At 69.2% G+C, this 13,639-nt stretch carries 9 protein-coding genes; 5 read left to right on the top strand and 4 right to left on the bottom strand.

Annotation, left to right across the window (positions count from 1 at the left end):
* Positions 1 to 7: 7 nt before the first annotated feature.
* Positions 8 to 928, bottom strand: a complete 921-nt coding sequence (locus MHA02_RS00675; protein WP_147076049.1) for an EcsC family protein — start codon at positions 926 to 928, stop codon at positions 8 to 10.
* Positions 925 to 2,352 carry an AmpG family muropeptide MFS transporter gene (locus MHA02_RS00680; RefSeq protein ID WP_147076050.1) on the bottom strand — a complete coding sequence of 476 codons (1,428 nt, stop codon included), beginning with the start codon at positions 2,350 to 2,352 and terminating at the stop codon, positions 925 to 927. Before MHA02_RS00680 ends, MHA02_RS00675 begins: the two co-directional genes overlap by 4 nt.
* 210 nt (positions 2,353 to 2,562) lie before the next feature.
* Here MHA02_RS00680 and MHA02_RS00685 point away from each other — a divergent pair, with 210 nt between their 5' ends.
* Positions 2,563 to 4,011, top strand: coding sequence for a TAXI family TRAP transporter solute-binding subunit (locus tag MHA02_RS00685; RefSeq protein ID WP_147076051.1), 1,449 nt, complete (start codon positions 2,563 to 2,565; stop codon positions 4,009 to 4,011).
* 10 nt (positions 4,012 to 4,021) lie between these two features.
* On the opposite strand, the gene mutS is transcribed toward MHA02_RS00685, so the two are convergent.
* Entirely contained in the window at positions 4,022 to 6,781 is a 2,760-nt protein-coding gene (mutS, locus tag MHA02_RS00690; protein WP_147076052.1) for a DNA mismatch repair protein MutS, read from the bottom strand.
* 167 nt (positions 6,782 to 6,948) lie between these two features.
* Here mutS and MHA02_RS00695 point away from each other — a divergent pair, with 167 nt between their 5' ends.
* Complete coding sequence (locus tag MHA02_RS00695) at positions 6,949 to 9,243, top strand: NADP-dependent malic enzyme (RefSeq protein ID WP_147076053.1); 2,295 nt, start codon at positions 6,949 to 6,951, stop codon at positions 9,241 to 9,243.
* Positions 9,244 to 9,323: 80 nt separating this feature from the next.
* On the opposite strand, the gene MHA02_RS00700 is transcribed toward MHA02_RS00695, so the two are convergent.
* Positions 9,324 to 9,632: a hypothetical protein gene (locus MHA02_RS00700; RefSeq protein WP_147076054.1), complete on the bottom strand. Its 309-nt coding sequence runs from the start codon at positions 9,630 to 9,632 to the stop codon at positions 9,324 to 9,326.
* A 201-nt stretch (positions 9,633 to 9,833) separates the two neighbouring features.
* Here MHA02_RS00700 and hrpB point away from each other — a divergent pair, with 201 nt between their 5' ends.
* From hrpB to MHA02_RS21940, 3 genes are all read left to right on the top strand, one after another.
* Entirely contained in the window at positions 9,834 to 12,329 is a 2,496-nt protein-coding gene (hrpB, locus tag MHA02_RS00705) for an ATP-dependent helicase HrpB (RefSeq protein ID WP_147076142.1), read from the top strand.
* 2 nt (positions 12,330 to 12,331) lie between these two features.
* Positions 12,332 to 12,772, top strand: a complete 441-nt coding sequence (locus tag MHA02_RS00710; RefSeq protein ID WP_210245042.1) for a DUF805 domain-containing protein — start codon at positions 12,332 to 12,334, stop codon at positions 12,770 to 12,772.
* Between the two features lie 474 nt (positions 12,773 to 13,246).
* Positions 13,247 to 13,483: a hypothetical protein gene (locus MHA02_RS21940; protein ID WP_170248950.1), complete on the top strand. Its 237-nt coding sequence runs from the start codon at positions 13,247 to 13,249 to the stop codon at positions 13,481 to 13,483.
* The last annotated feature ends 156 nt before the right edge of the window (positions 13,484 to 13,639 follow it).

Consider the following 13,639-nt stretch of genomic DNA (forward strand, 5'->3'; position numbering starts at 1 on the left):
GAGCTCGTCAGGCGAGACCGAGCGCTTCCTTCTCGGCGGCGTAGGCCTCGCGGACCGTGGTCTCGCCGTAGCGTCGCTCAAGGCGGCGGACCGTGAAATGCGCCCGGGCCATCGCCTGGAAGTGATTCATGAAGGCGGTGTTGATCGCGGCGCCGCCGAAGGCGCCGATCAGCGGCACGGCCTGGGCCGCCACCTTCTGCGAGACCACGATGCCGAACCGCGATGCGATCTGCGAGGCGAAGCGGATCAGCGCAGGCGCGGAGGAATCCAGCACCGACCGGTTGGCGGCGTATTTGGCAGCTTCCGCCATCGTCTTCGTGAGCGCCGCCCGTACGGCGAAATAGCCGCTCTCGGAGAGCGCGGTCTCGGCCCCGTTGCGGCCGCCCAGCGCGAAGACCTGGACACAGGCGAGCGCGTTCTCGGGATCGCTCAGATCCTCGCCTTCCTCCCGCGCGATTTCCGCGATCGAGCGCAGCATCAGGGTCGTCGAAACCGGCAGCTCGACCGCCAGCGTCGCGAGACCGAACGCGCCGCCTACTGCCCCGGAGAGCGCGGCCATCGCCTTGTGCTTCGTGTCGCTCGACTGGAACAGGCGGCTCAAGCGGTTGCCGGCGTCCTCTGCGGTCGTCTCGACGGCCGTCACCGCGGAAGTGACCGCCTTGTCGGGCAGCGTGGCCAGGGCGACGCGAAGCGCCGTGCGCATCGCACCCTCGGCCGAACGCGCGACGACGTCGGTGACCGGCGTCGGCAGGGCTCGTCCAATCATGTCGAGCGGCGCGCCGGCCGCTGCCGACAGCCGCGTGGCGAGGCTCGGCTTCTCCAGCACGGAGACGGCGCGGCGAAGCGCTGCCAGGTCAGCGTCGCTCAGGGAGCGGAGGGTTTCGACGGGGACCGGTAGGGTCTCGCCGACCAGGGAAATGTCGTTCACGTCTGCACCCTCGCGGCTACGGCCGGAATGTCGGTTGATCCAAGCTCACGACCCGTCGAAGGGTTCCCTGGCGCATCGACGGCGACGGCGCCCTCCGGAACGGCGCGCCGCTGCGGTACGCGGCCCACCGCAAAGCACAGGGCGACCACGGGGATGCCGATGGCGGCGGTCATCGTGAAGAAGGTTGGGTAGCCATAGGCCGCCACAACGAAACCCGAAGTTCCCGCGACGAGCTTGCCGGGCAGCGCGTAGAGCGACGAGAACAGCGCGTATTGCGTCGCCGCGTAGCCCGGAGTCGTCAGGCTCGACATGTAGGTGATCAGCGCGATGCCGGCGAAGGACCCGCACAGGCTCTCGATCGACACCGCGATGGCGAGGCGCCAGATCTCGGGAGCGCCGAGCGAGAGCCACGCCAGCGAGAGATGTGAGGCGGCGGCGATGAAGGCGCCGGCGACGAGGGCCGGAAACATGCCGAATCGGGCGATCGCCCAGCCGCCGGCGAAGCCGCCGGCGATCCCGACCCAGATGCTGAACAGCTTCGCGATCGTCGCGATCTCCTTCAGGTCGTAGCCGAGCTTGATGTAGAGCGGGTTCGCCATCACGCCGGAGATGAAGTCCGGCATCCGGTAGAGAGCGACCAGGAGCAGCACGGCGTAGAGCGCGTTGCCCATCCTGCCATGCAGTTCGGTCAGGGGCTCGAAGACCGCGCGGCGCATCTTGTCCGCTCGGCTGGCGGGCTTGAGCGGCGACACGGCGCCCGTTTCGCCCGGCTCTCGCTTCCGATCGTATCGGCCCGCGAACAGAGCCGCGACGAGACCCACGCCCATCGCCGCGGCCATGAGCAGGTAGGCCAGCGTCCAGCCGCCATAGGCGGCGACGTAGAGCGCGCCGGCGCCGGCCAGGATCAGGCCGAAGCGGTAGCCGAGGTTGGAGGTCGCCGCGAGGATGCCCTGCATGTCGGTGCCGGCTGCCTCGATGCGCCAGCCGTCGATCACGACGTCCTGCGTCGCCGCGCAGAAGGCGACGAGGAACGCGCCGAGCCCGAGCAGTGCGAGGTGTTCCTTCGGATCGGAGAAGGCCATCAGGACGAGGCAGAGCGCGGTCGCCACCTGCGTCACGACCATCCAGGCCCGCCGTCGCCCGAGCCGGGCCGCCAGCACCGGCACGTCGATCCGGTCGATCGTCGGTGCCCACAGGAATTTCAGCGAATAGGGCAGCGCGACGTAGCTGAACAAGCCGATCGTCTTGATGTCGATCTCGGAGGCGGCCATCCGCAGAGTGAAGGTGCCGAGGACCAGCAGAAGCGGCAGACCCGATGAGAAGCCGAGCGCCAGCATCTGGATGATGCGCGCATCATCGAGAACGTCGCGCCAACGAAATTTCCGGCTCTCGGGCTCGGTCGCGCCTGCAGTCATCGCGGCCATGGGTCGAACTCCTCGCGCTGAGGCGCCTTATCCGGAAACATCGTGGCAGTCTTGCGCCGCAATGCGATCGGGGCCACCGACCGACGAAAGCGTCATCCGAGGCAAGCCAGGCACCCAGGGTGCATCCCGCTGCCCTGTGCTAGGAGAAGTCGAACCTCGGACCCGACATCGTGCCGGCGTGGAGGGCGAACGGAGCGTCGAGAAGCGGCCATGAGCCGGACCGGCACGGAGGACGACGCGGCGACGAAGGTTCACACCTCATGGCTCGTCCGGCGCGAAACGCTTCTGCTCGCGGCTGCGCTCATCCTCATGGTAGCGGCGGCCATCGCGTTCTACCTCTTTCAGGCGACGACGCTGACCATCGCCGTGGCGCCGCGCGACGGCACCGAGCCCGAGTTGATCCAGGCCTATGCCGACGGCCTGGAGGCCCGGCGCGAGAACGTCCGCCTCAAGATCAAGTTGTACGACGACGTGCGCGACAGCGCGGCGGCTCTGAAGGACGGGACGGCCGATCTCGCCGTCGTCCGGCCGGACGTCCTGCTCCCCGGTAACGGCCTCACCCTCGCGATCCTGCGCGATCAGGCCATGCTGATCGTCTCGCCGGCCGCCTCGGGCATCAAGAGCTTTCCAGATCTCGCGCACAAGCGCCTCGGCATCGCCGCCCATCGCGACGCCGATTCCACGCTGCTGCAGACGCTGCTCGCCTATTACGGGCTGCAGCTCGTCACCGCCCCGGCCGAGGGCGCGGCGGCGCGCACCAGCGTCCTCCTCGTTTCGATCGACGAGAATGCGGTGTCCCAGGCTTTGACCGAGAAGCGCGTCGATGCGGTCGTGGCGATCATCGCGCCGTCCGCTCCGAAGGCCCTCGCCCTCGTCGCCGCCGTCCAGGCCACCAGCAAGGACGGCCGCGTCGCCTTCGTCGAGGCCTCCGACGATCAGGCGATCATCGAGCGCTTTCCGCGTCTCCAGGCCGTGACCGTGCCGGCCGGACTCTTTGGCGGTCGCCCCAAGGTGCCGGCCGAGGACGTGAAAACGGTCGGCGCGTCCTACCGCCTGATGGCGTCGGCCTCGCTGGCGCGCACCGTCGCCGCGGACGTTACGCAGCACCTGTTCGAACTGCGCACCCTTTTTCAGGAAACCACCCCGGCGGCCGACTACATGAAGGCCCCCGAATACGAGACGACGGCAGCCGCGACGAGCGCCCGGCTGCCGATCCATCCCGGCGCGATCGACTATTACGAGCGCGAGCAGCGCGGCTTCGTGGAGCGCTACGGCGACCTGATCTACCTGCTCGCCTTCCTCGCCGGCGGTCTCGGATCGGCGACGGCGTGGCTGCGCCAGCGCTTCGCCCGCCTGCGTCGCGAGCGCACGGATACGGTGCTCGACCGCCTCCTCGAAATCGTCGAGGCCGCGCGCGGCGAGCGTGACCCGAAGGCTCTCGGCGAACTCGGCACGGAAATCGACGGGCTCGCCGCTGAGATCGTACGCGATGCCCGGATGCGGGAGGTCGAACCCCAGACCATGAACATGGTCAGCGTCGCCATCGACGCCGCCCGTTCGACCATTGCCGAAAGCCGCCGCGCCGCGGGGCTCGACCCATCGGCGCCGTCCCTGACGGCCCCGAGGCTGTCGGCCGTGCCGGCGTTCAGTGCCGAGTGACGGCGGCCGTTCACGCCTTGCGGGCGCGTTCCCTCTTCAGCCGGTAGAGCGCGTCGAGCGCCTCGCGCGGCGTCATCGCGTCAGGGTCGAGTTCGTCGACGAGCGCGCCGACGGTATCGTCGACCATGACGGCCTGTGCGGGCTCAGACGGTGGTGCATCCGCGAGACTCGCGAAAAGCGGTAGGTCGTCGATCTTACGGCGCGTCGGACGGTCGCGCTCGGACGCTTCGAGCCCCTTCAGGATGGCGCCGGCCCGAGCCACGACGCCCTTCGGCAGCCCGGCGAGGCGCGCGACCTGCAGCCCGTAGGATTTGTCGGCGACGCCCGGCACGACTTCGTGCAGGAAAACCACGTCGCCACGGTGCTCGGTCACCCGCAGCGTCGCGTTGTCGAGCCGCGACAGCCGCTGCGAGAGGGCGGTGAGCTCGTGGAAATGCGTGGCGAACAACGACCGGCAGCCGTTTGTCTCGTGCAGGTGCTCCAGGCAGGCCCAGGCGATCGACAGGCCGTCGAAGGTGGCGGTGCCGCGCCCGATCTCGTCGAGCACCACGAGGGAGCGACGTGTGGCCTGATTCAGGATCGCCGCCGTCTCGACCATCTCGACCATGAAGGTCGAGTGTCCGCGCGCCAGATCGTCGGCCGCGCCGACGCGGGAGAAGAGGCGGTCGACGAGGCCGAGATGCGCCGAGCGCGCCGGTACGAATGCGCCCATCTGGGCAAGCACGACGATCAGCGCGTTCTGGCGCAGGAAGGTCGATTTGCCGCCCATGTTCGGGCCGGTGACGAGGCGGATGCGTCCGCTTTCCTTCCCCGACAGGTCGCAATCGTTGGCGATGAACGGCTCGCCCGAGCGGCGCAGCGCCGCCTCGACCACCGGATGGCGGCCGCCTTCGATCGCGAAGGCGACGCCCGCGTCGAGCCCCGGACGCGTCCAGTCGAGCTCGACCGCCAGTTCGGCATGGCTTGCGGCCACGTCGAGGGCGGCCAGCGCCTCGGCGACGTCGGCGATCACCGTCGCCTGCGCCATGACGAGCGCAGCCAGCGCCTCGAACACCTCGCCTTCCATGGCGAGCACCCGGTCGGAGGCGCCGGAGATCTTCGATTCGAGCTCGCCCAGTTCGACGCTGGTGAAGCGCATGGCGTCGATCATGGTCTGGCGATGCACGAAGTCGCGCATCAGACCCTTGAGGCAGGCTTCGCCCACGGCCTGCGGCACCTCGATGTAGAAGCCGAGCATGTTGTTGTGCTTGATCCGCAGAGTGCGGCAGCCGGATTCCTCGGCGTAGCGGGCCTGGAGCGCGGCGATGACCTTGCGGGAATCCCGGCCGAGCTCGCGCGACTCGTCGATGTCGGCGCGGTAGCCGGCCCGCACGAAGCCGCCGTCGCGCCGGTTCAGCGGCAGGTCGTCGGCGAGTGCCGCGGCGAGTTCGGCGACGAGCCCGGAATCGATGCCTGCGAGGCGCTCGCCGATCGCGGCGAGCGCCCGCGGGGCTCCCTGCAGCGACGCGAGCCGCTCAGCGATCCGAGCGGCCGCGTCGAGCCCGTCTCGAAGCGCGGCAAGGTCGCGCGGCCCGGCGCGTCCGAGACCCGTCCGGGACAGCGCCCTGGCGAGGTCCGGCGCGCCGGCCAGCGCATCGCGCAAGGCGCCGCGCAAGGCCGCCTCCTCGGTGAGGTAGGCGACGGCGGCCTGACGCTGGACGATCGCCTCGAGGTCCGTCAGCGGGCCGGCAAGGTGCTCGGCCAGCAGGCGCGCGCCGCCGGCCGAGACGGTGCGGTCGATGGTGTCGAGGAGGCTGCCCTTGCGCTCGCCGGACAGCGTCCGCGTCAATTCGAGGTTCGCGCGGGTCGCGGCGTCGATCGACAGGGTCGCGCCGCTCGCCTCGCGGGTCGGGGCGGAGAGCGGGACGCGGGCGCCGATCTGCGTGCGCTCGATGTAGAGGAGCGCCGCACCGGCAGCGGCGATCTCGGCCCGGCTGAAGGCGCCGAACCCGTCGAGCGTCGCAACGCCGAACTGTTCGCGGATGCGCCGCTCGGCCGAAGCCGGTTCCAACTCGGCCTGGGCCAGCGGCACGACGGCAGCGGAAGTGTCGCGCCACAGTCGTGCCAGGGCGGGATCGGAGTGGATCGCTTCGGAGAGGACGATTTCGCGGGGCTCGTGCCGAGCGATGGCCGCCGCCAGTTCGCCGTCGGCGACTTCACTGAGGGAAAAGCGGCCGGTGGAGATGTCGATGGCGGCGAGCCCATAGGCCTGGGCCTGTTCCGAAATCTTCCGGCGCCCCACCGCCAGCAGCAGGTTGGCGCGTGCCGGGTCGAGCAGCCGGTCCTCGGTGATGGTGCCCGGCGTGACGAGGCGCTGGACCTCGCGACGGACCACGGATTTCGGCCCGCGCTTCTTCGCCTCCGCCGGGTCCTCGACCTGCTGGCAGACGGCGACGCGATGGCCCAGCGCGATCAGGCGGCTGAGGTAATCGTCGGACCGCTCCACCGGCACGCCGCACATCGGAATCTCGTTGCCGCCGTGCTTGCCGCGCTTGGTCAGCACGATCCCGAGCGCCCGCGAGGCGATCTCGGCATCCTCGAAGAACAGCTCGAAGAAGTCCCCCATCCGGTAGAACAGGAGGCAGTCCGGGTTCGCCGCCTTGATCTCGATGTACTGCGCCATCATCGGCGTCGCGCCGACCCGATCGAGGCTTGGCGGCTCCTTGGTCACGGCATCCGCACCCTTCGCGTGCTGGTCGAGGGGAATGGATCGCAGGGCGGGACGGCTCATGGGCGATGCTTAGCAGAAGCGATCGGCTGAATCAGGCAGGCGCCGCCGCTCGCCTGGGGAAACGGCTTCGCTTCCGGCAGCGAGAATGTTCGGCAGCATCGCTGAAAGTGGTGATTGAGGCCAGCGTCGCCTCGCGTTAAGCCCCGCTTCAACAAGAGGAAACGCCAGTGACCGACACGAGCCCCATCCAGCCCCGCAAGCGCCCGACCTTCACCGACGAGGAGGCGCTCGGCTTCCATGCCGGCGCGCGGCCCGGAAAGCTGGAGGTGGTGGCGACGAAGCCGATGGCGACGCAGCGCGACCTGTCGCTGGCCTATTCGCCGGGCGTCGCCGTGCCGGTGCTGGCGATCGCCGAGGATGCAGCGAAGGCCTACGACTACACCGCCAAGGGCAACCTCGTCGGCGTGATCTCGAACGGCACCGCCATCCTCGGACTCGGCAACCGCGGTGCGCTGGCTTCGAAGCCGGTGATGGAAGGCAAGGCGGTGCTGTTCAAGCGCTTCGCCGACATCGACGCCTTCGACCTCGAAGTCGGCACCGAGGACGCCGACGAATTCATCGCGGCGGTGCGCTACCTCGGTCCGACCTTCGGCGGGATCAACCTCGAGGACATCAAGGCGCCGGAGTGCTTCATCATCGAGGCGCGCCTGCGCGAATTGATGGACATCCCGGTCTTCCACGACGACCAGCACGGCACCGCGATCATCGCCGCCGCCGGCGTCATCAACGCGCTGCACCTGACGGGGCGCGACATCGGATCGGCGAAGCTCGTGGTGAACGGCGCGGGCGCCGCCGGCATCGCCTGTATCGAATTGCTGAAGGCCATGGGCTTCGGCCACGACAACGTCATCCTCTGCGACACCAAGGGCGTCGTCTACGAGGGCCGGCAATCGGGCATGAACCAGTGGAAGTCGGCCCATGCCGCGCCGACGGACAAGCGCACGCTAGCCGAGGCCATGGAGGGCGCCGACATCGTGTTCGGTCTCTCGGTCAAGGGCGCCTTCTCCGCCGAAATGATCGCCTCGATGGCGCCGAACCCGATCATCTTCGCCATGGCCAATCCCGACCCCGAGATCACCGTCGAGGAGGTCGGGCAGATCCGCACCGACGCCATCGTGGCGACCGGCCGGTCGGATTATCCGAACCAGGTCAACAACGTGCTGGGCTTCCCCTACATCTTCCGCGGGGCGCTCGACGTGCGGGCCTCGGCGATCAACATGGAGATGAAGATCGCGGCCGTCGAAGCGCTCGCCGCGCTTGCCCGCGAGGATGTGCCCGATGAGGTCGCGGCCGCCTACCAGGGCAGCCGACCGCGGTTCGGGCGCGACTACATCATTCCGGTACCGTTCGACCCGCGCCTCATCCATACGGTGCCGCCGGCCGTGGCGAAGGCCGCGATGGAGACCGGCGTCGCCCGCAAGCCCATCGACGACATGGCTGCCTACCGCGACCGGCTCTCGGCCCGGCGCGATCCGGTGGCCGGCGTGCTGAACCAGGTCTTCGAGCGCGTGCGGACGTTTCCCAAGCGCGTCGTCTTCGCCGAGGGCGAGGAGGAGCTGGTCATCCGCGCCGCGGTGTCCTTCGCGAACCAGGGGCTCGGCACCGCGATCCTCGTCGGCCGCGAGGACCGGGTGAAGGCGAACGCGGCCGCCGCCGGCCTCGATCTCGACAGGCGCGAGAACATCGAGATCCGCAATGCCGCACTGTCCCAGCGCAACGACGCATATGCCGCGCATCTCTATGCGCGGATGCAGCGCCAGGGCTACCTGCTGCGCGACTGCCATCGCCTGATCAACCAGGACCGCAACCTCTTCGCTGCGACCATGGTGGCGTTGGGCGATGCCGACGCTCTGGTGACGGGTGCGACCCGGAACTACTCGCTGGCACTCGACGATGTCCGTCGCGTGATCGACGTGAAGCAGGGTCATCGGGTGATCGGCCTGTCGATCTGCGTGGCGCGCGGGCGCACGGTGCTGGTGGCCGACACCGCCATCACCGAGATGCCGAACGCTCAGGAGATCGCGGAGATCGCTATCGAGGCCGCCGGAGCCGCGCGCAAGCTCGGCACCGAGCCGCGGGTGGCGCTGCTCTCGTTCTCGACCTTCGGCCATCCGAAAGGTGAGCGTATGGAGAAGGTGCAGGAGGCCGTCCGGATCCTCGACGCACGGAACGTCGACTTCGCTTACGAGGGCGAGATGGCCGCCGACGTGGCGCTCGATCGCGAACTGATGCAGCGCTACTACCCGTTCAGCCGCCTCAAGGAGCCGGCCAACGTCCTGGTGATGCCGGCGTTTCATTCCGCTTCGATCTCGACGAAGCTGCTGCAGGAACTCGGCGGGGCCATGGTGCTCGGCCCGATCCTGGTCGGCCTCGACAGGGCGGTGCAGATCGTGCCCCTCGGCGCGACCGATGCCGACCTCGTCAACATGGCGGCGCTGGCGGCCTTCGATATCGGCGGCTGAGACGAAAAACGAAGGCCCCTCCGACATCGCGCCGGAAGGGCCTTCTCATCGATCAGAGCAATGACTTCGGAACGACGGTCTCAGTAGCGCGGGCCGTTCGTGGTGTTGCCAAGCTGCTGCTGGTAACCGGGACGCTCGGGATTACGCGAATTCGGGTTGCCGTGGCGCATCGTGTTCGCCCGGCGATGCATACGCTCGGCCTTCGTGGTGCGGCCGTGTCCGTAGTGATGGTGCCCGTGATGATGGCGGTGGCGGTGCATCACCTGCTCGACCGGATCGCCGGCGAGAACGCCCGGCTGCGGCATGGCGGGGGCAGCGGATGCGGAGTTTGCCCCCAAGGCGAGGCCGCCGAGCATGAGACCGGCCGCGAGTGTCTGGGCAAAGCGCATCGTTGGTTCCGTTCGGTAGCGACGCGCCCATCGCGCGCCGACCGAACAAGTCGACACCGCTGTTTGCGTTCCATGCCTCGCGTCGGTTTTCTCTTCGGAACCGGTTGAGACCACGCGGGAATTCCGGTTGCCGACCGGGTCGCGATCTTTCGCGCCGGCTAACCGTTGCGTCGCACCGCGACCTGGGTCACCTGCGCAGGGATGCCGATCCGCTTCGAACCTGCGCCTCTTCCGATCGACACGGTGCTGCCGCGCCTGATCGAGACGTTGCGTGGGGGAAGCGCGGCGGTGCTCGTGGCGCCCCCCGGCGCGGGCAAGACGACCCGCGCGCCCCTGGCGCTCCTCGACGAACCATGGCTCGATAACAAGAAGATCATTCTGCTCGAACCGCGGCGGTTGGCCGCCCGCGGCGCCGCCGAGAGAATGGCCGGGACCCTCGGCGAGAGCGTCGGAGACACGGTGGGATTGCGCGTTCGGCTCGGTTCGAAGATCTCGGCTCGAACCCGGATCGAAGTCGTCACCGAAGGCGTGTTCTCGCGCATGATCCTCGACGATCCGGAACTCTCGGGCGTCGGCGCGGTGCTGTTCGACGAGTTTCACGAGCGCTCCCTCGACTCCGATCTCGGCCTCGCCCTGGCCCTCGATGCGCAGGCCGGGTTGCGTGAGGACCTGCGCATCCTGGTGATGTCGGCCACGCTCGATGGCGCGCGCGTCGCGGCGCTGCTCGGAGATGCGCCGGTGGTCGAGTCCGAGGGCCGTGCCCATCCGGTCGAGACGCGCCATCTCGACCGAGACGCCAATGCGCGGATCGAGGACTCCATGGCCGAGGCGATCCTGCGGGCACTGCGGGCGGATGCCGGCTCCGTGCTCGCCTTCCTGCCGGGACAGGCGGAAATCCGCCGCGTGGCCGAACGTCTCGAGGGTCGGGTCGGGCCGGACGCCGAGATCGCCCCCCTCTACGGTGCACTGACGCAGGCGGAGCAGGATCGAGCGGTCAGGCCGGCGACGGACGGACGACGGAAGGTCGTGCTGGCGACCTCGATCGCCGAGTCCTCCCTCACGATCGAAGGCGTTCGCATTGTCGTGGATTCCGGCCTGTCGCGGGTGCCGGTCTACGAGCCTGGGAACGGCCTGACCCGCCTCGTGACCGCCCGCGCCTCCCGTGCTTCGGTCGACCAGCGGCGCGGGCGTGCGGGGCGCACCGAGCCGGGCATCTGCTGGCGGCTCTGGGCCGAGGCGGCCACGGGGGCGCTGGAGCCGTTCGCGCGCTCCGAAATCCTCGCCGCCGATCTTTCCGGCCTCCTCCTCGACTGCGCCGCCTGGGGCGTCGGGGATCCAAGAACGCTGCGGTTTCTCGATGCCCCGCCGCCCGCTGCCCTCGCTGAAGCGCGGGCCCTGCTGACCCGGCTCGGCGGGCTCGATGCGGACGGACGGATCACCCCTACGGGCGCTGCACTGCGGGCGCTGCCTTTGCCGCCGCGCCTGGCCCGAATGGTGGTCACTGCCGCGGGCGTCGGCGCCGCACGCCGAGCCTCCGAATTGGCGGCGGTTCTGGTCGAGCGTGGGCTCGGCGGCGACAGTGCCGATCTGGCGGAACGGCTGGAGCGGTTCGCGCGCGAACGCGTCGGCCGGGCGGGCGACATGCGGCGGCTGGCAGAGGGCTGGGCGCGGCAGGCCGAGCGGGCCGTCATCGCGCCGGACATCCCCGGCCTGACCGCGGAGATGCTGTCCGAGCCCGGAGCGCTTCTGGCGCTGGCGTATCCCGATCGGATCGCGCGGTCGCGGGGCCGGGACGGGGCCTTCGTGATGGTGAACGGCCGTGCGGGGCGGCTCGACCCGGCGAGCGCACTGGCCCGCGAGACCTTCATCACCGTGGCCGACCTCGCCGGAAGCGCCGCGTCGGGGCGGATCCTCGGTGCTGCCGCGATCGGTTCGGTCGCGATCGAGACCCTCGCCGGGGCGGCCATCACGAGCACCACGGATGTCGTCTTCGACACCGCTTCGAGCCAATTGCGGGCTCGCGCCGTCCGGCGGCTCGGCGCGGTCACCCTCGGCGAGCGCCCGCTGCCGGTGTCGGACGATGAAGAGACCGCAAAGATCCTGGCCCGCGGCCTCGCCGGTCTCGGCCTCGACCGGCTGCCCTGGAGTCCGGCACAGACCCAGTGGCGGGCGCGAGTCCGGTTCCTGCGCGAGGCGGAGGGCGGCGAATGGCCGGATCTCTCGGACGAGGCGCTGGCCGGTTCGACGGAGACTTGGCTCGCCCCGGCAATCGTCGGCCGCACCGGCCTCGGCACGGTGACGGCGGACGATCTCGGCCGGGCGCTTGATGGCCTGCTGCCCTGGAGCCTCCGGGCGCGGCTCGAGGCGGAAGCACCGACCCATCTCGACGTGCCCACCGGTTCGCGCATCCCGATCGACTACGAAGCCGGGCCGGAGCCCGTTCTCGCGGTGCGGGTGCAGGAACTGTTCGGGCTCGATCGGCATCCGAGCCTCGGCGGCGGACGGGTGCCGGTGGTGCTCCACCTGCTCTCCCCGGCTCACCGTCCGATCCAGATCACCCGCGACCTACCCGGCTTCTGGCGCGGCTCCTGGGCCTCCGTGCGCTCCGACATGCGCGGCCGCTATCCCCGCCATCCCTGGCCCGAGGACCCTCTCTCGGAAGCGCCGACGCGTCGGGCGAAGCCGAGGGGAACGTGAGGGTGAAGCGCCTCGCGCGGGTCGCAGCCTGGTTCGACCCGCGTGGGCGACTGTCGCGGCGGGTCTATGCACGGGTGGTCGTCAGGCTGCTGCTGCTGTCGGTGGCGCTGTTCTGCGCGGCGATCGTCCTCGGTTCGCAAGGCTGGCGCGAAGCCGCGTTGGCTGCTGTCGGCGGGATCGTCGGCATCTGGCTCGCGAGCCTCGCCCAAGCCATCCGCCGGCTACACGATCGCGGCCGCTCGGGCTGGTGGCTTTCGATCCCCCTGATCCTCACGGCGCTGAGCTTCGTCCCCGTCGAGACGCAGGCCGACGCCCATCCGCTCGCCGTGGTCGCCTATACCGTCGCGACGCTGGTCGCCTCGGCCTGGTTCCTGATGGAGACATTGGGCCGGCACGGGACAGCGGGACCGAACGGGTACGGGCCCGAGCCGCCGGGCCGATGACGCGGTGACCGTCTCCCGCTCGAGCCGTTATCTCTGTGTGCGCCGCCAGAACAGCGCATTACGCCGCGGCACAGCAGCGGACCGAATGCTGCGCCTTTCATTGTCGTTTCCGTACGGGATCAGCAGATCAGCACCAGGTGTAGCCGAGGGTTACCCGGGTCCGGCGTGTCTCTTCTGGTCCGGGCTCCGCGCCGTGGACCCGGAATGAAAACAGCATGAGGGCAGCTGCCCAGGCGAACGACGATCACCCCAGTTTGGCGTTCGCCGACGACGGACAAGGCTTCGGCCGAACAGTGTCTGGCGAAGCGGTGCCGGTGGCCTCGTCGATCATGCGGTCCAGCAGTGGAACGCGTTCGTCGCCGGGGGGCGCGCGTCGCATTCGGCCTGATGCCGATCTCGACGTGGATTACGGACCGGTACTCGGCTTGCTGTCGCACGGATTGGCCACAGCCATTTCGGAACGGGCGAGAGCCCGTGAAAAGCGTGTCCGCCCCAATTGCTTCCGACCGTCCCGCCTATTTTCCGCACGACAGCGTCGAGCGGCAGACGGGCCGGAAAGAAACCGTTCGATCCAGCTATCAGCGGGTTCGCAAAACAACGCTCGGCAGCTTGCCAGAGTGCCCTGACGAACGCCGAAAAAAAAGGATCGCATGGGCCTTAAACTGCATCAACATTGATTCCATTTACATGAATATTCTTCCTTGTAACTGACGCGAAGGAGGATATATCCTGATCGACTTACGCGGCAATTTCAGAAATTCGGCCGGAAATCTGTCGGGTACCCGACGGAGACATCGGGTTATCTTGCTCAGGCGAGGAAAATCCTAAAAAGCCGGTTGCCGCTCGCGACCCCGGTGGGCGAGGGCG

The organism is Methylobacterium haplocladii, from assembly GCF_007992175.1.
GTDB classification, from domain to species: Bacteria; Pseudomonadota; Alphaproteobacteria; order Rhizobiales; family Beijerinckiaceae; genus Methylobacterium; species Methylobacterium haplocladii.